Source organism: Lishizhenia sp., from assembly GCF_057456495.1.
Window position 1 is genome coordinate 1 of sequence record NZ_JBVCPV010000015.1, and the last position, 24,943, is coordinate 24,943.

General features: G+C 37.3%; 29 protein-coding genes and 1 pseudogene. 23 read left to right on the plus strand and 7 right to left on the minus strand.

All coding sequences use genetic code 11. From position 1 onward, the window contains the following. The 4 genes from AC22ZQ_RS02070 to AC22ZQ_RS02085 all read right to left on the minus strand — a co-directional run. Window positions 1-365: hypothetical protein (locus tag AC22ZQ_RS02070; RefSeq protein WP_318956911.1), on the minus strand; the 365-nt coding region annotated here is incomplete at its 3' end. Window positions 366-682: 317 nt separating this feature from the next. Continuing rightward, on the minus strand, window positions 683-1,066 hold the full coding sequence (locus AC22ZQ_RS02075) for a DUF1801 domain-containing protein (protein ID WP_318956912.1): 384 nt from the start codon (window positions 1,064-1,066) through the stop codon (window positions 683-685). 108 nt (window positions 1,067-1,174) lie between these two features. After that, window positions 1,175-1,681: a YdeI/OmpD-associated family protein gene (locus AC22ZQ_RS02080; RefSeq protein WP_318956913.1), complete on the minus strand. Its 507-nt coding sequence runs from the start codon at window positions 1,679-1,681 to the stop codon at window positions 1,175-1,177. 6 nt (window positions 1,682-1,687) lie between these two features. Next, window positions 1,688-3,085, minus strand: coding sequence for a choice-of-anchor Q domain-containing protein (locus AC22ZQ_RS02085; protein WP_318956914.1), 1,398 nt, complete (start codon window positions 3,083-3,085; stop codon window positions 1,688-1,690). Between the two features lie 88 nt (window positions 3,086-3,173). On the opposite strand from AC22ZQ_RS02085, the gene AC22ZQ_RS02090 reads away from it, so the two are divergent. After that, entirely contained in the window at window positions 3,174-4,073 is a 900-nt protein-coding gene (locus AC22ZQ_RS02090; protein WP_318956915.1) for a DUF2911 domain-containing protein, read from the plus strand. 116 nt (window positions 4,074-4,189) lie between these two features. On the opposite strand, the gene AC22ZQ_RS02095 is transcribed toward AC22ZQ_RS02090, so the two are convergent. Then, the gene (locus tag AC22ZQ_RS02095; RefSeq protein WP_318956916.1) at window positions 4,190-5,068 is read right to left on the minus strand and encodes a bifunctional 5,10-methylenetetrahydrofolate dehydrogenase/5,10-methenyltetrahydrofolate cyclohydrolase; all 879 of its coding nucleotides are present in this window, start codon (window positions 5,066-5,068) and stop codon (window positions 4,190-4,192) included. 190 nt (window positions 5,069-5,258) lie between these two features. Here AC22ZQ_RS02095 and AC22ZQ_RS02100 point away from each other — a divergent pair, with 190 nt between their 5' ends. Further along, entirely contained in the window at window positions 5,259-6,341 is a 1,083-nt protein-coding gene (locus AC22ZQ_RS02100) for a chorismate mutase (protein ID WP_318956917.1), read from the plus strand. 67 nt (window positions 6,342-6,408) lie between these two features. Here the strand turns inward: AC22ZQ_RS02100 and AC22ZQ_RS02105 are convergent, their stop codons facing one another. Then, window positions 6,409-7,158: a DUF4197 domain-containing protein gene (locus AC22ZQ_RS02105; protein ID WP_318956918.1), complete on the minus strand. Its 750-nt coding sequence runs from the start codon at window positions 7,156-7,158 to the stop codon at window positions 6,409-6,411. A gap of 63 nt (window positions 7,159-7,221) precedes the next feature. Between AC22ZQ_RS02105 and AC22ZQ_RS02110 the strand changes: the two genes are divergently transcribed. From AC22ZQ_RS02110 to AC22ZQ_RS02210, 21 genes are all read left to right on the plus strand, one after another. Further along, window positions 7,222-8,469: a competence/damage-inducible protein A gene (locus AC22ZQ_RS02110; RefSeq protein WP_318956919.1), complete on the plus strand. Its 1,248-nt coding sequence runs from the start codon at window positions 7,222-7,224 to the stop codon at window positions 8,467-8,469. Between the two features lie 200 nt (window positions 8,470-8,669). Next, window positions 8,670-8,906 carry a 50S ribosomal protein L28 gene (gene rpmB / locus AC22ZQ_RS02115; RefSeq protein ID WP_090247276.1) on the plus strand — a complete coding sequence of 79 codons (237 nt, stop codon included), beginning with the start codon at window positions 8,670-8,672 and terminating at the stop codon, window positions 8,904-8,906. A gap of 39 nt (window positions 8,907-8,945) precedes the next feature. Then, on the plus strand, window positions 8,946-9,128 hold the full coding sequence (gene rpmG, locus AC22ZQ_RS02120; RefSeq protein WP_090247273.1) for a 50S ribosomal protein L33: 183 nt from the start codon (window positions 8,946-8,948) through the stop codon (window positions 9,126-9,128). 7 nt (window positions 9,129-9,135) lie between these two features. Next, entirely contained in the window at window positions 9,136-9,288 is a 153-nt protein-coding gene (locus AC22ZQ_RS02125) for a DUF4295 domain-containing protein (RefSeq protein WP_318956920.1), read from the plus strand. Between the two features lie 72 nt (window positions 9,289-9,360). Next, window positions 9,361-10,320 (plus strand): signal recognition particle-docking protein FtsY, encoded by a 960-nt coding sequence (ftsY, locus tag AC22ZQ_RS02130; protein ID WP_318956921.1) that lies wholly within the window; start codon window positions 9,361-9,363, stop codon window positions 10,318-10,320. A gap of 1 nt (window position 10,321) precedes the next feature. Beyond that, window positions 10,322-11,530: a BaiN/RdsA family NAD(P)/FAD-dependent oxidoreductase gene (locus AC22ZQ_RS02135; RefSeq protein ID WP_318956922.1), complete on the plus strand. Its 1,209-nt coding sequence runs from the start codon at window positions 10,322-10,324 to the stop codon at window positions 11,528-11,530. Window positions 11,531-11,611: 81 nt separating this feature from the next. After that, window positions 11,612-12,244, plus strand: coding sequence for a Crp/Fnr family transcriptional regulator (locus AC22ZQ_RS02140; RefSeq protein WP_318956923.1), 633 nt, complete (start codon window positions 11,612-11,614; stop codon window positions 12,242-12,244). A 36-nt stretch (window positions 12,245-12,280) separates the two neighbouring features. After that, a complete protein-coding gene (locus tag AC22ZQ_RS02145; protein ID WP_318956924.1) occupies window positions 12,281-12,928 on the plus strand; it encodes a hypothetical protein in 648 nt (215 codons plus the stop codon). A 129-nt stretch (window positions 12,929-13,057) separates the two neighbouring features. Beyond that, on the plus strand, window positions 13,058-13,861 hold the full coding sequence (locus tag AC22ZQ_RS02150) for a sulfite exporter TauE/SafE family protein (protein ID WP_318956925.1): 804 nt from the start codon (window positions 13,058-13,060) through the stop codon (window positions 13,859-13,861). Between the two features lie 85 nt (window positions 13,862-13,946). Next, window positions 13,947-15,353, plus strand: coding sequence for an MBL fold metallo-hydrolase (locus AC22ZQ_RS02155; RefSeq protein WP_318956926.1), 1,407 nt, complete (start codon window positions 13,947-13,949; stop codon window positions 15,351-15,353). Between the two features lie 256 nt (window positions 15,354-15,609). Then, window positions 15,610-15,921, plus strand: a complete 312-nt coding sequence (locus tag AC22ZQ_RS02160; protein WP_318956927.1) for a rhodanese-like domain-containing protein — start codon at window positions 15,610-15,612, stop codon at window positions 15,919-15,921. A gap of 2 nt (window positions 15,922-15,923) precedes the next feature. Beyond that, the gene (locus AC22ZQ_RS02165; protein ID WP_318956928.1) at window positions 15,924-16,154 is read left to right on the plus strand and encodes a hypothetical protein; all 231 of its coding nucleotides are present in this window, start codon (window positions 15,924-15,926) and stop codon (window positions 16,152-16,154) included. A gap of 173 nt (window positions 16,155-16,327) precedes the next feature. Continuing rightward, a complete protein-coding gene (locus AC22ZQ_RS02170) occupies window positions 16,328-16,885 on the plus strand; it encodes a YeeE/YedE family protein (protein WP_318956929.1) in 558 nt (185 codons plus the stop codon). Between the two features lie 3 nt (window positions 16,886-16,888). Next, window positions 16,889-18,214, plus strand: a complete 1,326-nt coding sequence (locus AC22ZQ_RS02175; protein ID WP_318956930.1) for a hypothetical protein — start codon at window positions 16,889-16,891, stop codon at window positions 18,212-18,214. 1 nt (window position 18,215) lies between these two features. Beyond that, on the plus strand, window positions 18,216-18,629 hold the full coding sequence (locus AC22ZQ_RS02180) for a YeeE/YedE family protein (protein ID WP_318956931.1): 414 nt from the start codon (window positions 18,216-18,218) through the stop codon (window positions 18,627-18,629). 167 nt (window positions 18,630-18,796) lie between these two features. Next, window positions 18,797-19,468, plus strand: a complete 672-nt coding sequence (locus AC22ZQ_RS02185) for a metal-dependent transcriptional regulator (protein WP_318956932.1) — start codon at window positions 18,797-18,799, stop codon at window positions 19,466-19,468. A gap of 1 nt (window position 19,469) precedes the next feature. Beyond that, window positions 19,470-20,390: a metal ABC transporter solute-binding protein, Zn/Mn family gene (locus tag AC22ZQ_RS02190; protein ID WP_318956933.1), complete on the plus strand. Its 921-nt coding sequence runs from the start codon at window positions 19,470-19,472 to the stop codon at window positions 20,388-20,390. After that, window positions 20,383-21,168, plus strand: coding sequence for a metal ABC transporter ATP-binding protein (locus tag AC22ZQ_RS02195; protein ID WP_318956934.1), 786 nt, complete (start codon window positions 20,383-20,385; stop codon window positions 21,166-21,168). Before AC22ZQ_RS02190 ends, AC22ZQ_RS02195 begins: the two co-directional genes overlap by 8 nt. Beyond that, the gene (locus tag AC22ZQ_RS02200) at window positions 21,165-22,442 is read left to right on the plus strand and encodes a metal ABC transporter permease (protein ID WP_318956935.1); all 1,278 of its coding nucleotides are present in this window, start codon (window positions 21,165-21,167) and stop codon (window positions 22,440-22,442) included. Before AC22ZQ_RS02195 ends, AC22ZQ_RS02200 begins: the two co-directional genes overlap by 4 nt. 1 nt (window position 22,443) lies before the next feature. Further along, window positions 22,444-23,322 carry a metal ABC transporter permease gene (locus AC22ZQ_RS02205; protein WP_318956936.1) on the plus strand — a complete coding sequence of 293 codons (879 nt, stop codon included), beginning with the start codon at window positions 22,444-22,446 and terminating at the stop codon, window positions 23,320-23,322. 223 nt (window positions 23,323-23,545) lie between these two features. Continuing rightward, a complete protein-coding gene (locus tag AC22ZQ_RS02210) occupies window positions 23,546-24,244 on the plus strand; it encodes an RluA family pseudouridine synthase (RefSeq protein WP_318956937.1) in 699 nt (232 codons plus the stop codon). A gap of 242 nt (window positions 24,245-24,486) precedes the next feature. Here the strand turns inward: AC22ZQ_RS02210 and AC22ZQ_RS02215 are convergent. Beyond that, window positions 24,487-24,943: pseudogene (locus AC22ZQ_RS02215) on the minus strand (redoxin domain-containing protein); the annotation flags it as partial.

Genomic DNA, 24,943 nt, shown 5'->3' on the forward strand with positions numbered 1-24,943 from the left:
CACTGTGTTACACTTATGTGTAAGTAGCTTTCTTGATGACCTATATGCACCCCTTCAAAGTTGATGAAATTGAATTGTTTTAATTTTTTCAATGTTTTATTAATATCATTTTTTGAAAGTAAAATGATTTTCTTTCCCAGAACACTGTCCGGAAGTGAGTAAGCTATTAATCCCTCTTTTTTTACATAAACAACTTCTTTCTCTTTGTATAAATTGCTATGAAGTTTTATATGCTCCTGCAGTGCTTTTAAATAGAAGTTGTCGGTACCAATGTGCATACTGTCACTTTTGGTAATGCGTATGGTATCCTGCGCAGAAAGGTTCAAACACAAGAAGGAGAGAAGGAGTAAAGTAAAAGTTTTCATAAGTAGTATTTGTGGTTCTGTTGAATAACGTTTATCCTTTCCAAAGTTACAAGTACATAACGCTATCCGTGGACTAATATTTTCTAAAGGTATAATTTGGCCACCTCCCCAAGTGATCTTGGGGTCCGGCTATCCATTTTAGTCCCCAAAAGCTAGTTTAAGTCGCAATTTGCCCTACAATCACTTCCGCTGGTTGTAAGGGTAGAGCTTTGCTTACTAAAAAAAAACTAGCTATTGGGGAGCTGCCATTGCTATCCGTGGTGGAGTAATATTACATGTTTTTTTCAGCAGCTTAGGTCAATTGTATGTATTTGCTTTTATTTTAAACGAAGAAGTTCACCCTTTCGCTTTACAATGTTTTTATAATCCCATTGTATATCCTTGGCTTGTTGTAAACAATCAATGATAATCGCTTCGTCAATTTGTTGAACATGCGTGAAGGTAAGTTCTGCAGCTTTAAATTTTCCTTGTGCTATGAGGGGAGTATTTTCAAAACTTTGTCCGCTCCAAAATAAGAGACGAATTCCCATCTTTAATTTACTAATACCTACTATAGGGTTTTCATCTATAAACCATACTGGATGAGCATGCCAGATTTTACTTTCTGTGGCGGGTAAATGATTGTTGATTAACGCTGCAAGTTTCTCACAAATCTTTTTGTCTTGTACATTTTGCTCCCCTATATAATCGGCTATAGTCATGTTTAACTTTTTTACGAAAATAAGTACTTAGCAGCCGAGAAACAACCTAGGACGAATCAAACTAGTCATGAATTTATTGGGGGTAGATGAAGGTTAGAATGCAAGGTGTTATAATATGCCTTTTTTGAAGGCCACATTCAATTCTTTAAAGTCAAGCTTACCTTTTGCTTCTATCAAATATTGATAAATCACTACAGCTTTTTCCTGACGCTTAGTTTTACTTTTTATTTTATTTACTAAGTGTAGCAAGTTCCTTTGTTTTCCAGGGGTAAGCGCATGAAAATAATCATAGAAAACTGCGTCGTTTTCCCATAGTTCTTCCAATTCTTGAGGAACGGGCATTCCGTATTTAGAAGTGTCTTTTGTTAAGCTTACCTCAAGGGCTTGGTCTTCTTCTAAATTAAATTGCTTGCGAGTGTCTTTGTTGATGTTGATGAAAAAATCTCCCACACCATCCGGCATAAGCGCACAATGAATGTAGTCCATCTCATTAAAATAAAGTAAAACTCTTCGGTCATCTGTAAGAAATTCCTCCACATTTTCTTTTGCAAAAGGAAGAACAAAACTCCATAGTTTTCCGTCAAATTTTCGCAAATGCGTTGTAATCGTTTTCATGCTACTTTATTGGAATTCGTAGGCGCCAATGTCAGGAACTCCCGTTCTTGGGTTTTCTTCGATGTCTATTCCGTTACTGTGGGTGAAATCTGTACTTCCTGCATCAATAAGTGGACTACCTGCCGTTAAATGAAAATCTTTTTCACTTTGGTTCTCAAAACCTAAAAACCTATTCCAAAGGATGTTACTAATACGCGAGTCATCTGTAATTTCATCTTTCGCTTTTAGGGCACAATAGTCAAATTCAAAATTGAAATTAATTGAATTGTTATCGTCGTTAATTGTATCAAACCCAAAGGAGTTGTCGCCTGTGGCATCTAAAATACAATTGTAAAATTTCCCTTCGTTAACACCATTGTAATAAGTAGTCTGAGCATCAACATCCGTGTAATGATTTCTTAAGGCAAAAGCTACACTGGCATTTCCGCCGTAGGATAAGAAATTACTTTGTTTAAAATAATAATCTCCACCTACAAGAGAAAAATAGGCATATGTACCGTTGCTGTGAATAGATACATTTTCACCGTAAACAGTTCCGTTTAGAAAATTAAAAAGTCCATAACTTGCATGATTGTATAGTTCTGTATTGTACAATTTAACAGTGTAATCTGTATTAGATGGGTGCGTTTCAAAGATGTGTATACCTGACGTACCATTTTTGATGATAGCGTGGTTGATTGTGGAGGTTTTGGCGTGGTCAAAATAAATACCATAGTATTGTCCAGCAACGTCATCGTAAAAATCCTCTAATCTATCTCCTTGAAAAGTTACGGGATCATCCACTGTTCCATTGATGTTTAATGCACTTTCACTCACGTAAAAAATGGCGTTTTTATGCATGTAGAAATCCGTTCCAGCTGGGATGGTTAAATCTTGTCCATCGACCACACGTACCGAGGAGTATACAACATGTGGTTTGTCGTTGGGTAAAACACCCGAAATAGTGTCTCTATTGTAGAAATAAGCATCTTGTCCCCAAGCAGCCAAAAGAACATAGCTGTAATTCCCGTTTACAGAGAACCGTATTGAGTCTTCAATAATTAAAGGTGTTGTACCGTTGTTAGGGTCCAGCGTCACTTCTACAAAGGTGTAAATACTGTCTTTGGCAGGAATAGTAATATCTGTGTGTACATCTCCACTAATACCATCAACGTTAATTCTAAAGTTAGAATTTGCCTCTCCCATTAAGGCTATTTCATCCACCTTCACTGGGCGATTTGAGGTATTGTGTATCCTGAAGTTTAGAGTGGTAGACCCCACCGTTGTAAAAATGGTGTCGAAAAGCAATGTATCTGTAGTAAAACTTATTCCATCCGTACTTAAAATGTCTTTTTTCTTACAACTTGTAAGCAAAACAACATTCGTAAAAAGAAATGCAAGAATGATATATATGTAATGTCTCAAAAGATTATTTTTAATGCGTAAACGTTGCGGAAGCTAAAATATTTCAAATATTGTAACTGACCGCAATTGAAACTCTAAAATCTAAGAAATGAAGAAATTATTAGTATTGAGCATGGTGCTTATTAGCTCATTAACATTTGCACAGTTCCAAGAAGGATTAAGTGTAAAACCATCAGCAAGAAAAACGGAAAGTTCTACTTTTGGTTTAGGAAAAATTGAGGTAGACTACGGTTCTCCAAAGAAAAAGGGGAGAAAGTTATTCGGAGAATTAGTTCCTTATGGTAAAATTTGGCGTGTAGGAGCTAATAAAGCTACTAGTCTTGAAATGAATACAAGCTTTTACGTAGGAGAACAAAAAATAAGTGCAGGAAAATATGCTTTGTTTTTAATCCCAGAAGAATCAGGTGATTGGAAATTGATTTTAAACAAAAATGCTGAACAATGGGGTGCATACGGTTACGATAAAGAATTGAATGTTTTAGAAACAACTGTAAAGGCAGAGTCTGTTAAAGAAGAGGTAGAAGCCTTGGATATTCGTTTCCACGAATTGGTAGATGGAAAAGGTCGATTACAAATTGTTTGGGGAAAAACGCAAGTGAACCTTGATATGTCTGTGAAATTAACAGAGCAATTTGACGCTAAATTTGCAGACATCATGAATGCAACTCCAGAAGCGGATAAGTGGGCTGCATATGCTCAATCTGCAGAATTTTTATTGAACCAAGAATACAAATTAGCTGAAGCTTTAGAATATGCAATTACGAGTGCTAATTTGATGGAAGCATTAAGTGATGAAGCAAAAGCAAAATTGGGTTACTACAGAGGTTACGTAAACTTTACTTTAGCACGTGCTTACGCAGCAAATGGCGATAAGGAAAATGCGAAAAAGATGATCATGAAGGTTCAGGAAGATAACGGTGAAGGTACTTACTACGGTTATGAAAGAAATGTACCTGTAGTGGATGCTTTGTTGAAAGAAGTTGAATAATAAGCAATGAATTTTTTAAGGAAAGGCTGCCTCTTAGGGTAGCCTTTTTTTGTAGGTACAAGAAATAAAAAAAGACCATCCGAAGATGGTCCTTTTCATATATAATAGAATTCGTTTTACTTCCCGTTCAATTCCATTGCTCTCAATGTATTCATCATTAATGAAGCAATAGTCATTGGCCCAACACCACCTGGTACTGGAGTAATGAAAGAACATTTTTCAGCTACATTATCGTAATCTACATCACCTCTTAATCTAAATCCAGATTTTTTAGAAGCATCAGGAACACGCGTTGTACCTACGACGATAACTACAGCTCCTTCTTTAACCATGTTCTCTTTAATGAATAATGGTTTTCCAATAGCAGCAATCAAGATGTCGGCACTTGCACATAACTCCTCTAAGTTTTGTGTTCTAGAGTGTGCTAAGGTAACTGTACAGTTTCCTGGGTTTGTATTTCTCCCTAACATGATACTTACCGGCATACCAACGATGTGACTTCTACCTACAACCACACAGTTTTTACCAGAAGTTTCAATGTTGTATCTTCTCAATAATTCAATGATTCCTGCTGGAGTAGCTGGTAAGAATCCTGGTAAATCCAATACCATGTTCCCTAAATTCTCTGGGTGGAAACCATCAACGTCTTTCTTTGGATCTATCGCCAAAGTAATTTTCTTTTCGTCGATGTGTGCTGGTAAAGGCAATTGAACGATAAAACCGTCAATTTCGTTGTCTAAATTTAACTCGTTTACCTTGTTCAACAACTCTTCTTCAGTAATGCTATCTTCAAAACGAATCAACGTGCTTTCAAAACCAATTTCTTCACATGCTTTAACTTTAGCACCAACGTAAGTCATAGACCCACCATCGTTCCCAACTAAAACTGCTGCTAAGTGAGGGATTTTCTTGCCAGCTGCCTTGCGAGATGCAACTGCTTCGGCCAATTCTTTTCTGATTTCTAACGCTGTTTCTTTTCCGTTTATGATCTGCATTCCATTATTTTTTTGCAAAGATAAACGCTTTTTTTTACCTGAACATAGATATTAGGTTAGATTACCACAGTTTTGAAATATCTTCCAAAGAAAGAGAGAAGAAAGCTTGTCTTAAATACAACCTAAAGCTTTTAAATTGAAGGTTGAAGTAAGTTAACATCAGCCTTTTTTCTAAATTTGGAGCTGTTCTATGGAAGAAAAATTAATCCACAAAATTCAAAGGTCAGACCGACCCTTTTTAATTGCAGGGCCGTGTAGCGCAGAGTCTGCTGAGCAAATGCAAAATGTTGCCAGAGATATTGCAGAAAATACCCATGCACAAGTATTGAGAGCAGGTATATGGAAACCACGAACCCGTCCGGATAGTTTCGAAGGAGTAGGACAAATAGGTTTACCTTGGTTAGTAGAAGCTGCAAAAAGAAATGGTTTGTTGTCTACAACAGAGATGGCCAATGCCAAGCACGTAGAGAAAATATTAGAAGCAGGGGTAGATATTGCTTGGATAGGAGCAAGAACTACTGTAAACCCTTTTGCTGTGCAAGAAATCGCTGATGCTCTTAAAGGTTCAGGTATTCCAGTTATGGTTAAAAACCCAATTAATCCTGATTTGAATTTATGGATAGGTGCTTTTGAACGCCTGGAGAAAGCAGGACTAACGGATTTGGCAGGTATTCATAGAGGTTTTTCTGTATACAACAATCCGCGTTATAGAAATCAACCCAATTGGGAGATTCCCATTGCATTGAAAGAAGAAAGACCGGATATACCTATAATATGTGATCCGAGTCATATATCTGGCAAAAGAGAAAATTTGTTGCCTATCGCACAAAAGGCAATGGACTTGAACTTTGAGGGATTAATTATAGAAACACATCCCAACCCAGAAAAAGCTTGGTCGGATGCTAGACAACAAGTTACGCCAATCGCTTTGCGAGAAATGTTGAGTCAATTAACCCTAAGAAGAGAATTGATTTCAGAAGATGCACAAAACAAAATGCTTTTAATGCGTGATAAAATAAGTGGTTTGGATGATAAAATATTTGAACTGCTTACGGCTCGTATGCTCATTTCTGAAGAAATCGGCGTATTTAAAAGGGATAACGATATTACGATCTTACAACAAGAGCATTGGAAAAAGATGATCGCTTCTCGTTTGCACAAGGCAACAGATCTTAATTTAAGTGAAGCCTTTGTGCGAGAGTTTATGGATGCTCTTCACCAAGAATCAATACGTCATCAAACCAAAGTGATGAACCCTAATTTGGGAGAGTAAAACAAAATTTTCACCATAAAAAAGACCGACTTGAGTAAAGTCGGTCTTTTTATATATCAGCTTTTTCTTAGTTCTGAGCTTCTGGACTACCAAATACTTTTTTCAAAATATCCGTAACACGTGCTGCAGGGTCTTGTCTAATGTTATTCTCTTCTTTTTCAACCATAATGAATAAACCATCTATGGCCTTTTCGGTAACGTAAGCATTTAAATCTGTTGTAATTTGCTCGCCTCCCGTAAATTTCATGATTTGATTGTACTTCGTTGCAACAGGTTCCCAGTACTGGGTTAATTGAACTTCTTCTATTGAGTTCTGTACCTTCGGAGAGAAAGCTTCTACCAACTGGTCTGTAGTGTTTTTTCTTAAGAAGTTGGTTGCAGCACCTTCACCTCCTTTTAAAATTGCAAAACCATCTTCTATGCTCATGTTTTTAATAGCATTGATGAAAATTGGCTTTGCTTCCGCACTTGCATCTTCTGCTGCACGGTTAAGTGTTTCAACAATCTTGTTTACTTGTGCATCTAATCCTAAATCAATAGCTTTTTCTTTCATTGCTAAAGCACTCTCTGGCCATGGCAATTTAATTTCAGCATTTCCTAAAAAACCATCTGTAACTGAAGTAAGGTTTACGGAATTTGAAATTCCTACGGTCAAAGCTTCTTTTAATCCAGAAATAACTTCTGCATTTGTGAGTTTAGTTGTTGCTCCATTTTCAGAAACTTCCAGTGCAGTTTGAGCTGCCTGTTCTAGAACATCACAGCTACTTAATCCTAGCGTTAATGATAATAAGGCAACTTTTGCAATATTTTTTTTCATATAAATAGGTTTTTGTCAAACATACGAAATATTTTTAGGGTCAATTCAAAAAAGATACCATAGATGCGAGCAGAAATAATTACGATAGGAGATGAAATATTAATTGGTCAAACCGTGGATACAAATTCAGCCTGGATGGGGCAGTTATTGAGTACTAACGGTATTTCAATTTTTAGAAGTACTTCTATCTCTGATACAAAAGATGAAATTATTGCTGCTGTTGATGCTGCCATGCAGCGCAGTGAATTGGTTTTGATGACGGGGGGACTTGGACCTACCAAGGATGATATCACGAAACATACGTTGTGTGAATATTTTGAAACTTCTTTAAAGATTAACCAGGAGGTATTGGAAGGGATAGAAGCCTTTTTTGCGAAACGTAACCGCCCTATGTTAGACGTTAACGTGCAACAAGCGGCTATGCCAGAAGCATGTACAGTTTTGCCCAATAAGCACGGAACGGCCTCAGGAATGTGGTTTGAAAAATACAATAGTATACTGGTCTCTATGCCCGGAGTTCCTTATGAAATGAAAGGGTTGATGACAGAGGAAGTGATGCCTCGTTTGCGAGAGAAGTTAAATATTTCTGCCATTTATCATAGAACTTTAATGACGCAGGGAATTGGAGAGTCTTTCTTAGCAGAACAAATAGAAGATTGGGAGGATAAAGTAAGAGCGGAAGGATTTGGGTTGGCATATCTACCGAGTTTGAGTACGGTAAAATTGAGGTTAACTTCTCCAAAAGGGGTAGAGGATGCACCACGTATTGAGGAATTATTTAAGGAGATAGAGGAGCGTTTACCCGTTCATGTATTTGGAAGAGATGACATTTTATTAGAAGAGGCTGTTGGGAATTTATTACAAAATAAAGGATTAACAGTAGGAGCTGTTGAAAGTTGTACAGGGGGAGCTTTGAGCGCTAAGTTTGTTTCCATTGCAGGATCTTCTGCCTATTATTTAGGAAGTTTGGTTACCTACACGGATGCTTTAAAACAAAAAATGGTGGGTGTTCAAAAAGAAACCTTAGCCGAACATGGTGCCGTAAGCGAACAAACGGTTATTGAAATGGCAGAAGGGGGAAGAAAGGTTTTGGAAACGGATTACGCCATAGCTATTTCTGGTATTGCTGGGCCTGACGGTGGAAGCGAGGAGAAGCCCGTAGGTACAGTTTGGATGGCTATTGCTAGTGCTTATGGAACTCAAACAAGATGTTTACACTTGGGAAGTAACCGTAGCCGCAATATTCAGATTACTGTGCAACATGCTCTAAATACTTTACGTGTAAAAGTCTTAGCAGAACACCCCGAATAAGAAGGATAAGATTACTTTTGTGGAAATCAACGATGAATTGTTAAGTAAAAAGGACAATTATTTCGGGCAAAAAGGTTTTTATCTAAAAAAGATGTATTATCTTTGCGCCACAAGAAAAAAAATGGTGGAGGAATTGTGATGTTTAGGAAATTATCACTTTCTTTGCACCCGCTTTTAGAATTAGAAAAACAACGATAGTTATGTCACGAGTTTGTCAGTTAACGGGAAAAAAAGTAATGGTGGGTAATAATGTATCTCACTCTAAACGTAGAACAAAACGTAAATTTTACCCGAATTTAATAACGAAGAAATTTTATCTTCAGGATGAAGATAAATACATTACACTTCGTATTAGTACTTCTGCATTAAGAAATATTAATAAGAAAGGAATTTCTGCTTGTATCAAAGAAGCAAGAGAAAAAGGATTTTTAAAGTAGAACCATTCCCGTTGAGAAACGGCTATAAAGATTATAAAGATGGCAAAAAAAGGAAATAGAGTTCAAGTGATTCTTGAGTGTACAGAGCATAAAGATTCTGGAATGCCAGGAACTTCACGTTACATCTCAACTAAGAATAGAAAAAATACTCCGGAGAGATTAGAGATAAAGAAATTTAACCCTATCTTGAAGAAGTACACAATTCATAAAGAAATTAAATAATTGAACCATGGCAAAGAAAACAGTAGCATCTCTTCAAACTGGTGGTGGTAAAGAGCACACTAAAGTGATTAAAATGGTGAAGACTGAAAAAGGTTCTTACACATTTAAAGAGGAAGTTGTACACAACGATAGAATTAAAGATTGGTTCGCTAAGAACTAATGTTTAGACAAGCTCGAAAATAGTATAAGCTTTTCATCATTGTGATGGAAAGCTTTTTGTAATTTTATACCTATGGCACTATTCGGATTATTCTCGAAAGAGAAAAAGAAAAAGTTAGACGAAGGTCTCGAAAAAAGTAAAACTTCCTTTCTTTCTAAACTAACGCGTACTGTAGTTGGTAAATCTAAAGTTGATGCAGATGTATTGGATGATTTAGAAGAGGTTCTAATTTCATCTGATGTGGGAGTGAATACTACGCTTAAGATTATTGAGCGTATAGAAGAGCGTGTCGCGAAGGATAAATATGTAAGTACAGATGAGCTAAATGGTATCTTAAAGGCAGAAATTGCTTCTTTGTTGAAAGAAAATACAACAGGAGTAACAGATAACTTTGAGTTTCCTCAACATCCAGATAATGCCCCTCACGTAATTATGGTGGTGGGTGTAAATGGTGTTGGAAAAACGACTACCATTGGAAAGTTGGCGAACCAATTTAAAAACCAAGGTAAAAAGGTTGTTTTAGGTGCGGCAGATACATTTAGAGCCGCGGCCGTTGATCAATTGATCATTTGGTCGGAAAGAGTAGGTGTGCCTATTGTACAACAAGGAATGAACGCAGATCCAGCATCTGTAGCTTTTGATACCTTACAATCTGCAAAAGCACAAGGTGCTGATGTAGCGATAATTGATACAGCAGGTCGTTTGCATAATAAAGTGAACTTGATGAATGAGTTATCTAAAATCAAACGCGTGATGGACAAGGTAATTCCTGGAGCTCCGCACGAAATATTGTTGGTTTTAGATGGTTCAACAGGTCAGAATGCCTACGAACAAGCGAAGCAATTTGCTTTAGCAACGGATATCAATGCCTTGGCCGTTACCAAATTAGATGGTACAGCAAAAGGTGGTGTGGTAATCGGAATTTCAGATCAAATGCAAATTCCTGTAAAATACATTGGTGTAGGTGAGGGGATAGACGATTTACAAGTCTTCAACAAACAAGCCTTTGTAGATTCTTTCTTTGGAGAGTAAAATGAAAGTAGCCGTAATAGGTGGTGGAGCCGCTGGTTTTTTCTCAGCATTGAGTGCGAAAAAGCACCATCCAGAAGCGGAGGTAGTACTCTTTGAAAAATCTAAGAAATTTTTAGCAAAAGTTAAGATATCTGGTGGGGGACGTTGTAACGTAACCCACCATTGTTTTGATAATAAAAAATTAGCCGAGCATTATCCGCGCGGTAAAAATCAACTAAAAAAAGCCTTTTCGCAATTCGCCGTTCAAGATACCTTGGATTGGTTTGGAGCAAGAGGTGTGGAAACTTACACCTTACCAGATAACTGTATATTTCCAAAATCAGATTCTTCGCAAACTATCATAGATACTTTTATGAATGAAGCCCTACAGTTGGGCGTCGTTTTAAAAACATCATGCAGTGTTCGTAAAATTACGCCGCAAGAGGAGGGTACTTTTGTATTGTCTTTAGACGAAGAAGAGGTAAGTTTTGATAAAGTAATTATTACCACTGGAGGTTCTCCAAAAATGAGTGGTTTAAAATGGTTGCAAGACCTCGGTTTACAAATAGAAACACCCGTTCCTTCATTGTTTACGTTTAATATGCCCAATAACCCGATTCGAGAATTGATGGGATGTGTTGTGGAAGAAACAATCGTAAAAGTAGAAGGGACAAAGTTGGTAGGCGATGGACCATTATTGGTGACCCATTGGGGGAAGAGTGGACCGGCGGTTCTTAAACTTTCGGCATGGGGAGCGAGGATTTTAGCGGATAAAAACTACCAATTTGCCATACTTGTAAACTGGCTCAATAACCCGAGTGAAGAAGAAGTTAGAGGTCAGATTAAAAAAGCCATACAGGAAGCAGGAAACAAACGACTTAATAAATTCAATCCTTTCCCTATTACCAATAGAATTTGGAATTTCTTATGTGAAAAAATTGGTTTTTCAGAGGAAACGAAATGGGTTGACTTATCTAAGAAGTCTGTAAACCGACTCTTTACGGTACTTACCCAGGATAGATACGAGGTGAGCGGAAAAACTACCTTTAAAGAGGAGTTTGTTACCTGTGGAGGTGTATCACTTTCTGAAGTGAATTTCAAAACCATGGCAACCAAGAAATATCCTAATTTATATTTTGCAGGTGAAGTGCTGGATATAGATGGAATCACAGGAGGGTTTAATTTTCAGGCAGCTTGGACAACAGGTTTCATTGCGGGTAAATTGAACTAGAATATTCTTTCCTTCTTTGCGTAACAATTGTTACATTAGGCTTAGGGTTAGAATTTTATTTTCGCCCTTCAAATTGTTTACATGGAAGATTTATTAGAGTTAAACTACGGTTATTTATTCGAAGAAGAATTAATCAATGAAATCAAGGCTTTAGGAGCTGTGAAGCACGTTCAGCAAGGCGAAAGGCTTATAGATTTCGGTGATCATATCAAGTTCATGCCGCTTTTATTAAAGGGGGCAATTAAAATCTCACGTCAAGACGACAATGGCGATGAGCTTTTGCTGTATTTTATTGAAAAAGGGGATACTTGTGCCATGACCATGACATGTTGTTTGGGACAAAAGAAAAGTGAAATCAGAGCTACAGCAGAAACTGAAGTGGAGTTGATCATGATTCCTGTTGAAAAAATGAACGAATGGGTGGTAACTTATAAATCTTGGAGAAACTTTGTGTTTGAAAGTTACAATTCTCGTTTAACTGAAATGTTGGAGGCTATAGATAGTTTGGCTTTCTTAAATATGCCAGAGCGTGTAGAGAAATACTTGCGAGATAAGGTAATGATCAATAAAGACACAGAACTGAATGTTACTCATCAGGAAATCGCTTATGACCTTAATAGTTCTCGCGTGGTTATTTCTAGAATCTTGAAAAAGCTCGAAAAGGAAGGTAAAATAGAGCTCTTGAGAAATAAAATTAAAGTTTTGGAGTTTTAGGTGTAACAAATTACGCTTCAAACTGTCTTAACAAGTATGAAATTACTTAGTGCCTTAATCCTAACATCTCTCGTATTGTTTTCTTGTAAAAAGGAAGTGAAGGAGATGGTCGATGAAAATAAAGAAAATTCAACCAAAGACTATTTAATAACTACCGAAGGTTCTTACTGGGTATATGATAATTATACCGTAGACGGGAATGGTATTGAAACTTCTGAAAACAAAACAGACACCATTAAATGTTTGGGTACTGAGATGATAGAGGGGAAAGAGTACGCTGTGTTCTATCAAAGTTTTAACCCTTATTTTCATTTGTATTTAAGGGATTCAAACGGCTATGTAATTGATCAGCACGGTAAGGTGAATTTTTCGTTAGAGAAAAGAGGTGAGGTTTACAGTGCTCAAGAGGTTTCTGGTTTGATAAATGAGGAGGTGAGAGTGGTGAGTGTAGACCAAGATTTGAGTACGCAAGCAGGAGCCTTTGAAACGGTACATGTGGAAGCTAAATACACTTATTTGGATGGAAGTTCCTTTAATGGTTGCAGTAATCAAGAGCTAGCTTTAAATACCTATTATACCAAAGGAGTTGGCAAGGTTTGGATGGAGTATGGATATATTGTTGAACTAGAAAATTCATGTACTTACCACATTCGCAAATTAAAGACTTATTCAATAGCGCAGTAAATCAGTAGATTAGATTAAAAGAATAAAGCACCCGTAGCGGTGCTTTTTTTTTGCATTAACTTGTGTAACAATAGTAACTGTAGAAGGAAGATTGTGGCTCTACCTTTGTGCTCAAATAAAATTTTACACATGGAGTTAATGGAAATTTTCGGCTTTGTTGGAGCCTTGTTAATAGGATTAGTATTAGGATTAATCGGTGGTGGAGGATCCATCTTGACAGTGCCTATTTTGGTGTATGTCTTAGAGGAAGATCCGGTAAGAGCTACGGCTTATTCTTTATTTATTGTTGGTCTATCTGCCTTGGTGGGAGCTGTTAGAAATGCTCAAAAAGGAATGGTAGACTTTAGAACAGGAATAGTATTCGCTATCCCAGCATTGCTAGCGGTATTCTTAACAAGAAAATTTTTAATACCGGCAATTCCAGAACATTTGTTTACGGTAGGAGGGTTTGAGATTACAAAGAACATAGCTATAATGGTATTCTTTGCCATTATCATGTTGGCTGCGGCTATTGCTATGATTAAAGGAAGAAAGGAAAGTGCTGAAGAAACAGAAGTGAAGTATAACTACCCTATGATATTGTTAGAAGGATCAGTTGTGGGAGTTGTAACTGGAATTGTAGGAGCTGGAGGAGGTTTCTTAATTATTCCAGCCTTAGTGTTGCTGGCAAAATTACCCATGAAAAAAGCAGTGGCTACTTCGCTGATGATTATCGCCGTAAAATCTCTCATTGGATTCTTGGGAGATTTGGGGAATCAGGAAATCGATTGGACCTTCCTTGGTTCATTTTCAGCCTTAGCGGTAGTCGGAATTTTTCTAGGAATTTATTTGAATAAGTTCATAGATGGCGCTAAATTGAAGAAGGCTTTCGGATGGTTTGTATTGGTAATGGGAATCTATATTATCTTGAAAGAAACAGTGTTTGCTGTGTAACAAAAGTGGCTGTAGCAGAGAGGCCTATATCGTATCTTTGTTGTAAGAAAAAAGAAATAAAAAATAAATTTTAAAAAATAAAAAAATGGAAATTAAGCAGATTTATACAGGGTGTTTAGCACAAGGTGCATACTACATTGAAAGCAAAGGAGAAGTAGCAATTATTGACCCTTTAAGAGAGGTGCAAGACTACATCGATGAGGCAGCTAAAAATGACGCTAAAATCAAGTATATTTTTGAAACGCATTTTCACGCAGATTTCGTAAGTGGTCACGTTACTTTATCAGAAAAAACGGGAGCACCTATTATCTACGGACCAAATGCAAATCCAAAATTCGATTGTATCATAGCTGAAGATGAGCAAATCTTTGAATTGGGTGATGTGAAAATTAAAGTGTTGCACACACCAGGTCACACGATGGAGTCGGTAAGTTACTTATTGATAGACGAAAATGGAAAAGACCACGCTTTGTTTAGTGGAGATACATTGTTCTTAGGAGATGTGGGTAGACCAGATTTGGCGCAGAAAGCAGCTTCTATGACGCAAGAAGAATTAGCAGGTACTTTATTCGACAGCTTACGTACTAAAATCATGACGTTGGCAGACGATGTAATCGTGTACCCAGGTCACGGAGCTGGATCAGCTTGTGGTAAGAACATGAGTAAAGAAACGGTGGGTTCAATTGGTGAGCAAAAAGAAACGAATTACGCGTTAAGAGCAGATATGACCAAAGAGGAATTCATCAAAGAAGTTACAGATGGATTGGCAACTCCTCCTGCATATTTCCCATTGAACGTTCAAATGAATAAAGAGGGATACCAAGATGTTGAAGAGGTTATTAATAGAGGTAAAACTGCTATTAAGGTTGAGGACTTAGAAGATATCGTTGAAACAACAGGAGCTTTAGTGTTGGATGTTAGACATCAGAACGAATTTGGTAAAGCACACATCCCAAAATCTATCTTTATAGGAATTGATGGTGGATTTGCACCATGGGTTGGAGCTTTAATCAAAGATGTGAAACAGCCTATCGTGTTGGTTGTAGATCCAGAAAGACTAGAAGAAACTATTACAAGGTTATCTCGTGTAGGATTTGATAACATTCTAGGTTTTGTTGACGGTGGTGTTGAAGCATGGTCTGCGGCAGGTTTTGCAACAGATAGTGTGGAAGGGATTAGCGCTCAAACTTTTGATGAGATCCTTAAACAAGGAGATGTGAAGGTGAAAGACGTGAGAAAGAATTCTGAGTATTTATCGGAGCACGTTTTAGACGCGGAGAATACGCCATTGGATAATTTAAATGATTACTTGGCAGAGTACGGAGAAGGTACACATTACATTCACTGTGCTGGAGGATACCGTTCTATGATTGCGGCTTCTATCTTGAAAGCTAGAGGGATTCATAATATAGTTGATGTTCAAGGAGGTTTTGCAGCGATTAAAGATGCAGGAGTAGACGTTTCTGATTACGTTTGTCCATCAACATTATAAAAATTGAAGCATGTTGACTTTACCCCCGATTTATATTAAAGTGGTTAAAATATATCGAGATAAGTTTCAAAATAGGGGGTGAAGTGGCAGCTTTTTAAGAATATTGCTTAGTTGAAACACGGTAGGAATAGGGCGACGAAAGAAGCTCTTTTACTGCCGATGTTTAACAAGCAAGAGATTAAAAACTATAGCGGAAGACCCGCCAGCGATCCAAGTTTCTTGGGAAGGTGGATTTTCCAAAAAAAAGAAATAAAGAATGAAAAATTTAAGTGTAAACGAATGGAAAGAAGCAGCTGCTAAAGATGAGCAAGCTGTGATTATAGATGTTAGATCTCCAGGAGAATGTATGGAGGGAATTGTTGAAGGTGCTATTCAAATGAATATCATGGATTCTGCAGCATTTATACAAGGCTTAGATAGTTTAGATAAAAGTAAGAATTACTACGTGTACTGTAGATCTGGTAACCGTTCTGGACAAGCATGTATGTTGATGGAAACGAAAGGATTGAATGCTATTAATATGGCGGGTGGAATGATGGCTTGGCCATACGAAACAGTAATGCCTTAGGTATGAATCAATATCTAAAAAAGATCAAAGAAAACTGGAAGTTGTGGTTAATGGCTTCGCTAACTTTGGGCTTGGCACCCTTTTCTCCAGAACCCCACCTTTGGGGAAAGTTGAAATGGATAGCCGGTGGCGCAGTAGGTATGGGGCCTCAGGATTGGTTTGACGCATTTATGCATGGAACACCCTGGTTGTTATTACTGCTTTCTGGGATCTTATGGTTGAAAAAAGATTGATTATTTTAACGTGTGTTTAGTGAAGGATGTCTTAGGGCATCCTTTTTTTGTGTCTTGCAATTTAGTTGACAATAATCACTGAAAAAACCAACTTTTATCATTGGGTGTGACTTTGGTTACTGATAGAAGAATTTGACCTCGGTATTTTTGCATCATCAAAAAAAAATGTTGTTATGAGTTGGATTTATGAGCCTTGGCCGTGGTATGTGGCCGGACCCATGATTACTGGGGTTATGTTGTTATTAATTTATGCAGGAAAGTCGTTTGGAGTGTCTGCCAATCTAAGATCTATGTGTTCTATTGCAGGAGCAGGTCGTTGGGTAGACTTTTTCAATTTCGATTGGAAAAAGCAAAGTTGGAACTTGTTGTTTATTGTAGGGGGAGCCATTGGAGGTTTCATTGCAGTAAACTATTTAACGCCACAAGAAAGTGTTGCCATTAGTGAGTCAACACAAAGTGCATTACAAGAATTAGGTGTAGAGAATCCAGGAGGTACTTTTTTACCGAAAGAGATTTTTGGAGCTGAGGCCTTGAGTAGTGTAGAAGGATGGATTTTCTTAATCATAGGAGGTTTGTTGATTGGTTTTGGAACGCGCTACGCTGGAGGATGTACTTCGGGTCACGCCATTTCCGGATTGAGTAATTTACAGCTTCCTTCTTTAATTGCAGTGGTTGGATTCTTTATAGGAGGATTAATCATGACGCACTTGATTTTACCTTTTATACTGTAAGTAATGAGAGGATTAGTTTTTATAATAGTTTGTACTTTGAGTGCAAGTGTTTGGGCTTCCGAACATGATACCACCAAAGTAGAACACAATATATTAGAAGCTTTCCACCATGGGCATTTAAAAGGTCAGATCAGAGATTATAGCATGATGACAGTAAATGCAGGAATAGCAGGAGATTTCTTTACACAAGCAATTGGAGCTTCTTTGCATTACGAAACAGCTGAGTTTTATGGTTTCTCTATGGGACTAAAAGGGATGTTTATTCACCGTGTGTTTTCTAATGATCTTGCAGGTGCCAGATTTGAACGTCAGTTATACGATTTAGAAAATCCGACAAATTATAATGAGTTGGATAGGTTAGAGGAGTTGTATTTTAATTATCACTACAAGTTTTGGAACTTGAGGTTTGGGAAAATGGAGGTGAAATCTCCCATTGTTAATAAGCACGATGGAAGAATGAAACCGAAAATGTTTTCGGGGGTGTCTTCTTCTTTTAAAGTGAAGAAAAAGAATACTTTTCACATCTATCATATTTCCAAAGCTACTCCAAGATCTACGGTAGAGTGGTTTAATTTACACGAAGCTATAGGAATCTATAATAATGGATTTGATGAACATGGAAATAAAATGCACTATCACGGGCATTTAGATACCAAGTTTTTAACCATTGCTGGCTACGAAGGTAAGTTTGATAAGGGTACACAGCTAAAGTTTTGGGATTACTATTTTGATAATTTGATGAATACTGCGCAAGTAGAGGTGAGTCAGGCTTTTGCCAAAGACTATAAAGCAAAATTCTTATATGTAAACCAGTTTAGTACACAAACAAGAGAGAATACTTATAATGAAGAGTATTTTAAAAGTGGTGAGCTAACACATGTGTTCTCGGCCTTGGTAGGTAGGGAGTTTAAAGAATTTGAGTTAGACCTCATGGCCAGTTACATTCCAAAAGGCGGACAGTATATCTTTCCGAGAGAATTGGGAGTAGATCCTTTTTATACAAGTATAACTAGGAATTGGTTAGAAGGATTGTCTGATGCCTCAGCAGTTGGGTTGACCTTGAAAAAGGAATTGTGTAATTGGGATATGAAAATGTCTTACGTCCACTTGGAGAGTAAAAACGATTACGATCACAACCGATACATGGAGTTATCAAACGATCAGGTAAATATTGACATTACGCGTCATTTCCATCACGCTTTGGAGGGCTTGGATGTACGTTTTTTATACGTGATGAAGCATACAGGAGGTAATATTCCTGATTATGCAAATGTGGTGAACAGAACAAATTATCACCATTTAAATTTAATAATGAATTTTAATTTTTAAGATGAAGAGAATAGCTTATTTAGCAGTAGGAGTAATATTTGGAATAGTAATGAGTAAGGCGGAGATCGTTTCGTGGTACCGTATTTACGAAATGTTCCGTTTCGAATCTTTCCACATGTATGGAGTAATAGGTTCAGCAGTTATTTTAGGAATGATTGCTGTGCAATTGATTAAAAAGAAAGAAGGAAAGACGGTTAAAGGAGATCAAATCAGTTTTTCTGATAAGAATAAAAGTATACCAAGATATTTAATTGGAGGAACATTGTTTGGTTTAGGCTGGGCTATGACAGGTGCATGTCCAGGACCAATGTTTGTCTTACTAGGGCAAGGTGTTGCATCCATAGGTATTGTAATTATTAGTGCGGTGTTCGGAACCTTTTTATATGGAGCGTTGAGAAACAAATTACCACACTAGGTATGGATAAGGGTTAATAGAGAAGGGTTGAGCTGTAAAGTTTGACCCTTTTTTTATGTCGTAAAAAGCCAGATTTTTCTCCTATAGAAGACATTACGCAGAATTCCATCTTTATTTTTAGCCTTGTCTAAATATAAGCTTATATTTGTGTAAAATAAATTTCTTAAATGGAAGGTTTATCACATAGTGAAGAGAATTATTTAAAGGCCATTTACAACACCACACAAGGGGAGGTTGAGACGGTTTCGACCAATGAGTTGGCCGAGAAAATGAAAACCAAAGCCAGTAGTATTACCGATATGGTAAAAAAGCTATCCGATAAAAAGCTGGTGAAGTATAAAAAATACAAAGGTTGCTCTTTAACAACCGAAGGAGAAAAATCGGCCCTAAAGGTGATCCGCAAACACAGACTTTGGGAAGTGTTTTTGGTAGATAAATTAGGGTTTGGATGGGATGAAGTACATGTGATAGCTGAACAATTAGAACACATCCGTTCTGTAAAGTTAACGGAGAAATTGGATGAGTTTTTAGAGTTTCCAAAGTATGATCCACATGGTGACCCTATTCCTGATAGAGATGGAAATCTGGAGTTGAGAACAAAAATGGTTCAATTGAATGAATTGCAAATTTCAGACGTTGCCGTGGTTATTGGTGTAGCAGATGGAAATCCGTCATTTTTACAATACCTCGATCAAAATAAAATTCAGTTGGGTACAGAGTTAATAGTATTAGACCTTTTCGACTTTGATGAATCTGTGCGTATACGTCTAGGAGAAAGAGAACTCAACCTTTCAAAAACTGCAGCTTCAAAAATTTGTGTGGAACGCTTAGAACATTAATATGAAAAGAATTATAGGATTTATAGTTATTCTCTCTGTTTTGACAGCTTGTAAAATAGAAGATCAATCCAAGAAAGATGGTAAGCTCAAAGTAGTGTGTACAACCTCTATGATAGGAGATTGTTTTACACATGTGCTCGATAGTTTTGCCGAAGTGAAAGTATTGATGGGACCAGGGGTAGATCCTCACCTCTACGATGCACGTCCTAGTGATCTTAAAGCGTTGGATGAGGCAGATGTTATTATTTACAATGGCTTTCATTTAGAGGGGAAGTTTGTAGATAAGTTTGAAAAATTAGCGCGTACAAAGAAGGTAATTGCCTTGGGGGAGTTTGTAGAAAAGAAAGCCCACAACGCAAGTGAATTTGCCAATGCTGTAGATCCTCACTTTTGGTTCGATCCACAGATGTGGACAGAAGCACTTTCGGCTACCATAGATAGTATGGTGAAGATATACCCAGAACACAAGGAGGTGTGGATGAAAAATTTTGCAGCCTACCAAAATGAAGTGAAAGCTGCTGAAACATTTGTAGAAACTACGATTAAACGTATTCCAGCTGAAGATAGAATTTTAATTACTTCGCATGATGCTTTCAATTATTTCGGAAGAAGATTTGGCGTTGAAGTAAGAGCTTTACAAGGTATTTCAACCTTAAGTGAAGCAGGGATTAAAGAGGTGAGTAATTTGGTAGATTACATTATCACGCATCAGGTGAAATGCATTTTTGTAGAGAGTAGCGTTTCGCGTAAAGCTTTGAAATCTGTTAAAGAAAATTGTGCAGCACAAGGGTATACCGTTGTGTTTGGAGAAGAATTGTTTTCGGATGCTATGGGTGAAGCGGGGAAGCCTGAAGGAACTTATCCCGGAATGTTAAAGGCCAATGCCCAGCGTATTGCAAATGGAATATTGAGTCATGATTAGTCTAGAAGCACACAACTTAACGGTAGCTTACGATAAAGTTCCTGTGTTATGGGATATAGATTTTGAGTTACCTAAAGGTAAAATTATAGGAATCATCGGTCCGAATGGATCGGGGAAAACAACTTTGCTGAAAACCATTATGGGTTTGATAAAACCTGCAAGTGGTTATGTGAAGGTGTTTGAAAATGATTTGGATGAGGTAAGACAACGTGTAGCGTATGTTCCGCAACGAGAATCTGTAGACTGGGACTTTCCTGCAAGTGTACAAGATGTAGTGGAAATGGGGCGCTACCGCAAAAACAGTTTGTTTAGAAGACTCACGCAAACGGATAAAGAAATTGTTGCCAATGCCATCGAAAAGGTGAAGTTAACGGCCTTTAAAGACCGCCAAATTTCGCAACTTTCTGGAGGACAGCAACAACGAGTGTTCATCGCTCGGGCTTTAGCACAAGGAGCTGATATCTTTTTTATGGATGAACCTTTTGTGGGAGTGGATGCAACTACGGAAACAGCTATTTTGGATTTGCTTACAGCCATGAGAGATGAGGGGAAAACCGTCGTTATTGTTCACCATGATTTACAAACGGTTTCTGGTTATTTTGATCATTTAGTATTGTTAAACACACGTGTAATTGCATGCGGTCCAACCTCTGAAGTATTGACCCAAGAAAACTTGAGTAATGCCTATGGTGGACAGTTAACACTGCTTTCTAAAATTCAATCCATTATCAAGGAAAAAGAATTTCCAATACGTGAAAAAGGTTTTGAAAAGCGATGAATAGTTTACTCGAATTTTTCTCTTTTACCAATCCTACGGTACGAACAGTAGTTTTGGGAACTGTATTAATAGCAGTGTGTTCCTCTATTGTTGGAACATACACCTATTTGAGAAAGCGTTCTTTAGTAGGGGATGTTGTAGCGCATGCTATTTTTCCTGGAATTTGTTTTGGCTTTGTTTTATCAGGTTCTAAAAACCCGATTTATCTTATGCTGGGAGCCATCTTAGCGGGGTGGGTGGCTTTGATATTAATGGATGCCATTGTAGCAAAAACTAAATTGAAAACCGATACAGCGCAAGCCTTTATTTTAACCTTCTTCTTTGGGTTAGGAACCGTTTTTTTAGCTTATATCCAAAAGTCTGGAAGCGCATCTCAAACCGGTTTGCATGATTTCCTATTGGGGAAGGCAGCAAACATTACGCGTTTTGATTTAGCTGTTTTTGGGGTGATTAGTTTGTTGCTCATCGTATTGGTAATTACCTATTATAAGGTGTTTAAACTCATTTCTTTTAATGAAGATTACGCCGCTAGTTTGGGCTATAATGTCAGATTCTATCGTTTCTTGTTAACTACCATGACAGTTATTGCTGTGGCCGTTGGGATTCAAGCGGTAGGTGTTGTTTTGATGTCGGCCCTTTTAATTACACCGGCGGCAACAGCTCGTTTGTGGACTCATAAACTACATCGACTGATGTTGATTGCGGGGATATTTGGAGCTTTGTCTGGAATATTTGGAGCCTATGTTTCATTTACGGCGGTCAATATGCCCACTGGACCATGGTTTGTGGTGTTCCTTACTTTTTTTGCCCTCTTATCTATCTTTATTGCACCTAAGAATGGAATTCTCTCCAAGCTCAAACAAAAGCGCAACAATGCCAATAAGATCAATCAAGAAAATGTTTTAAAAACCTTCTACAATTTAATTGAACGTGGGGTAGAACAGATAACTACTCAAGTTATTTTAGAAAAGAGAAGTTTTATTCCTCGCGTTTTAGAGAGTACCTTGAGTAAACTCAAACATCAAGGGTTTGTGGATCGCAATGGAAGCGTCTATACCTTAACCGAAGCGGGTTGGGATGAAGCAAAACGCGTAGTGCGTTTACACCGTTTGTGGGAGTTATACTTAACCAAGCGTATGAATTATAAAGACGACCATATTCACGGGTTGGCAGAAAGTATGGAACATATTATTACACCAGAAATAGAGAAAGATCTATTGAAAGAGTTAGATTACCCAACTACTGACCCCCACGAAAGTAAAATACCTTATTAACATGGATTTGAATAATTTATTGGTCATGCTAACAGCTATATTAATAGGAAGTTCTTGTTCCTTGCTGGGTAGCTTTTTGATCTTAAGAAAATCTGTAATGATAGGGGATGCTATATCTCACAGTGTACTACCAGGTATAGTACTGGCCTTTATTTTTACAGAAGAACGTGCAGCATTTCCCATTTTAATTGGAGCAGCTGTATTTGGTGTACTCACTACTATGTTTATCCAATTCTTGCAACGTAGATCGAACGTGCAAGAAGGAGCTGCCATAGGTATAAGTTTTACCTTTTTCTTTGCCTTGGGGGTAATCATGATAGCCCTGAGTACAGGGGGGAATGTAGATATAGACCAGGAGTGTGTCCTATTTGGTGAAATAGCGAGTTCTTACCTCGATAAAATATTTATAGATGGGTACTTTGTAGGAACCCGTTCCATTTTAACCATGACGCCTGTTTTAGTGATTATTATCTTATTTGTAATATTGGGTATGAAAGGCCTACGTCTCACATCTTTCAATGAAGATTATGCCAAGGCTTTGGGCATCAACGTAAATGCCTGGAATTATGCTTTGCTCATGCTGGTGTCTATTACAGCTGTCCTTTCCTTTGAAGCGGTAGGAGCCGTGCTCGTCGTAGGTTTTTTAACCATTCCTCCAGCAAGTGCCTATTTAATAACCAATAATTTAAGCAAGATGTTATGGATATCTGTATTGTATACCATTTTGGCAGCTGTCGGAGGTACCTTGTTGGCGCTTGAATTAGACGTTACTATCTCAGGAATGATCGTGAGTGTATCGGGAATTTTGTTTCTGATTACCTGGTTGATTCAAATATTGGTACAGAAAAGAAATAAAATTGAAAGTTTAAAAAGTGTTTAAAATATTTATTTTCAATGAGTTAGCTTGTGTATCTAAAAATAATTTGAAAAAAGTTTCAAAAAGTCATTGCGGAAAGAAAAAGACTGTGTATTTTTGCCCCAGCAAAGCTTATATAGATAAGCATTGGGTTTTATAGTTTTAGCATGGTTTAGCAAAAAAAGGAATAGTTTCGAAACAAATTATTCCTTTTTTTGTTTTTAGGTACCTGGTAATTTTTACATTCATGTCCAATACATTTCAACAACAAGTTTTACACGAAGACAATCACACCATTGTAATTAACAAACAAAGTGGACAACTCGTTCAGGGCGATAAAACCAAAGACAAATCTCTTATAGATTTAACCAAAGCTTATTTAAAAGAAAAGTACAATAAACCCGGAGAGGTGTTTTGCGGATTGGTGCATCGTTTAGATAGACCTACCTCGGGAGCGCTTGTTTTGGCGCGTACATCAAAAGGACTCTCTCGTTTATCACAACAATTTAAAGGGAGAGAAGTACAGAAGATTTACTGGGCCATTGTAGAAAAAGCGCCACAGGAAAAAGAAGGTACCCTTATCAATTTCTTAAAAAAGAACGAAAAGCAAAACAAATCTTACGTATACGACAAAGAAGTTAGCGGTGCTAAAAGGGCAGAGTTAGACTATAACCTTCTAGCGAGTTCAGATAAATATCATTTGGTAGAATTGGTGCTGAAAACAGGACGTCATCATCAAATTCGTGTGCAATTGTCAAATATCGGTTGTATTATTAAAGGAGATTTGAAGTACGGCGCTAAGCGTTCAAATAAAGATGCGAGCATTAGTTTACATGCCAGAAATTTATCTTTCAATCATCCGACTACAAAAGAAAGAATCAACATTACAGCTCCCGTTCCGAATGATGCATTGTGGCAATTTTTCGAAAAGGAAATGAAGAAGTAGGCTGCCTTATCTAGCTATCCATTCATAGTTTTTCTTCAGGAATTACGGTCAATTTAAGCTTCCGTTTCACTTCCGGTGGTCGTAAAACATAAGCCAAAATATACCAGAATACCTGCCTCAAAAGCTATCCATTTCTATCTAGGGCAGAGGAGTGTCTAGGGTTTAATTAAAGAAGTATAGATCATAAAAAAAAACGGACACCCAGTGAGCATCCGTTTTTAAAATTCAATGATTATTTCTTGCTATTTTTGTGCTTCTTCAGCTTTCTTTTGCTGTTCTTCTAGACGTTTCTTTTCTTCTTCAACATCAAATAACTTTTCAGCATCAGCCTTGTTTTGACTCTGGTCTATGAACATTTCTAATTGAGCAATAGAAAGTTGTTTCGCAACAATCTTTTTGTCTTTATCCAATACAAATACTTGTGGTGTACTATAGATATCGTAAGTATCTTGGTAGTTCAATGATTCAACAGTAGTGTATCTTGGAATGAAATTATACGGGTTAGCTGTTACAGAATCATATAGGTTCTGAGACATACCAACGTTAATGAAATGCATATCGTGCTTTTCAATAAAGTCCTTCCATTTTTCAAAATCTTCTCCTGTTGCTTTACCTACAGCAAATACTTCTACATTTCTGTCTTTCAACTTTTGGTTGTATAACTTTGATAATTTTGGAGTTTCTTTCTTACAGTGACCA

What these genes read in the sequence shown, in the direction of transcription:
- AC22ZQ_RS02075 (WP_318956912.1), bottom strand. Translation starts at nt 1,066, where the DNA reads ATGACTATAGCCGATTATATAGGGGAGCAAAATGTACAAGACAAAAAG.
- AC22ZQ_RS02080 (WP_318956913.1), bottom strand. Translation starts at nt 1,681, where the DNA reads ATGAAAACGATTACAACGCATTTGCGAAAATTTGACGGAAAACTATGG.
- AC22ZQ_RS02090 (WP_318956915.1), top strand. Translation starts at nt 3,174, where the DNA reads ATGAAGAAATTATTAGTATTGAGCATGGTGCTTATTAGCTCATTAACA.
- AC22ZQ_RS02095 (WP_318956916.1), bottom strand. Translation starts at nt 5,068, where the DNA reads ATGCAGATCATAAACGGAAAAGAAACAGCGTTAGAAATCAGAAAAGAA.
- AC22ZQ_RS02100 (WP_318956917.1), top strand. Translation starts at nt 5,259, where the DNA reads ATGGAAGAAAAATTAATCCACAAAATTCAAAGGTCAGACCGACCCTTT.
- AC22ZQ_RS02105 (WP_318956918.1), bottom strand. Translation starts at nt 7,158, where the DNA reads ATGAAAAAAAATATTGCAAAAGTTGCCTTATTATCATTAACGCTAGGA.
- AC22ZQ_RS02110 (WP_318956919.1), top strand. Translation starts at nt 7,222, where the DNA reads ATGCGAGCAGAAATAATTACGATAGGAGATGAAATATTAATTGGTCAA.
- rpmB (WP_090247276.1), top strand. Translation starts at nt 8,670, where the DNA reads ATGTCACGAGTTTGTCAGTTAACGGGAAAAAAAGTAATGGTGGGTAAT.
- rpmG (WP_090247273.1), top strand. Translation starts at nt 8,946, where the DNA reads ATGGCAAAAAAAGGAAATAGAGTTCAAGTGATTCTTGAGTGTACAGAG.
- AC22ZQ_RS02125 (WP_318956920.1), top strand. Translation starts at nt 9,136, where the DNA reads ATGGCAAAGAAAACAGTAGCATCTCTTCAAACTGGTGGTGGTAAAGAG.
- ftsY (WP_318956921.1), top strand. Translation starts at nt 9,361, where the DNA reads ATGGCACTATTCGGATTATTCTCGAAAGAGAAAAAGAAAAAGTTAGAC.
- AC22ZQ_RS02135 (WP_318956922.1), top strand. Translation starts at nt 10,322, where the DNA reads ATGAAAGTAGCCGTAATAGGTGGTGGAGCCGCTGGTTTTTTCTCAGCA.
- AC22ZQ_RS02140 (WP_318956923.1), top strand. Translation starts at nt 11,612, where the DNA reads ATGGAAGATTTATTAGAGTTAAACTACGGTTATTTATTCGAAGAAGAA.
- AC22ZQ_RS02145 (WP_318956924.1), top strand. Translation starts at nt 12,281, where the DNA reads ATGAAATTACTTAGTGCCTTAATCCTAACATCTCTCGTATTGTTTTCT.
- AC22ZQ_RS02150 (WP_318956925.1), top strand. Translation starts at nt 13,058, where the DNA reads ATGGAGTTAATGGAAATTTTCGGCTTTGTTGGAGCCTTGTTAATAGGA.
- AC22ZQ_RS02155 (WP_318956926.1), top strand. Translation starts at nt 13,947, where the DNA reads ATGGAAATTAAGCAGATTTATACAGGGTGTTTAGCACAAGGTGCATAC.
- AC22ZQ_RS02160 (WP_318956927.1), top strand. Translation starts at nt 15,610, where the DNA reads ATGAAAAATTTAAGTGTAAACGAATGGAAAGAAGCAGCTGCTAAAGAT.
- AC22ZQ_RS02165 (WP_318956928.1), top strand. Translation starts at nt 15,924, where the DNA reads ATGAATCAATATCTAAAAAAGATCAAAGAAAACTGGAAGTTGTGGTTA.
- AC22ZQ_RS02170 (WP_318956929.1), top strand. Translation starts at nt 16,328, where the DNA reads ATGAGTTGGATTTATGAGCCTTGGCCGTGGTATGTGGCCGGACCCATG.
- AC22ZQ_RS02175 (WP_318956930.1), top strand. Translation starts at nt 16,889, where the DNA reads ATGAGAGGATTAGTTTTTATAATAGTTTGTACTTTGAGTGCAAGTGTT.
- AC22ZQ_RS02180 (WP_318956931.1), top strand. Translation starts at nt 18,216, where the DNA reads ATGAAGAGAATAGCTTATTTAGCAGTAGGAGTAATATTTGGAATAGTA.
- AC22ZQ_RS02185 (WP_318956932.1), top strand. Translation starts at nt 18,797, where the DNA reads ATGGAAGGTTTATCACATAGTGAAGAGAATTATTTAAAGGCCATTTAC.
- AC22ZQ_RS02190 (WP_318956933.1), top strand. Translation starts at nt 19,470, where the DNA reads ATGAAAAGAATTATAGGATTTATAGTTATTCTCTCTGTTTTGACAGCT.
- AC22ZQ_RS02195 (WP_318956934.1), top strand. Translation starts at nt 20,383, where the DNA reads ATGATTAGTCTAGAAGCACACAACTTAACGGTAGCTTACGATAAAGTT.
- AC22ZQ_RS02200 (WP_318956935.1), top strand. Translation starts at nt 21,165, where the DNA reads ATGAATAGTTTACTCGAATTTTTCTCTTTTACCAATCCTACGGTACGA.
- AC22ZQ_RS02205 (WP_318956936.1), top strand. Translation starts at nt 22,444, where the DNA reads ATGGATTTGAATAATTTATTGGTCATGCTAACAGCTATATTAATAGGA.
- AC22ZQ_RS02210 (WP_318956937.1), top strand. Translation starts at nt 23,546, where the DNA reads ATGTCCAATACATTTCAACAACAAGTTTTACACGAAGACAATCACACC.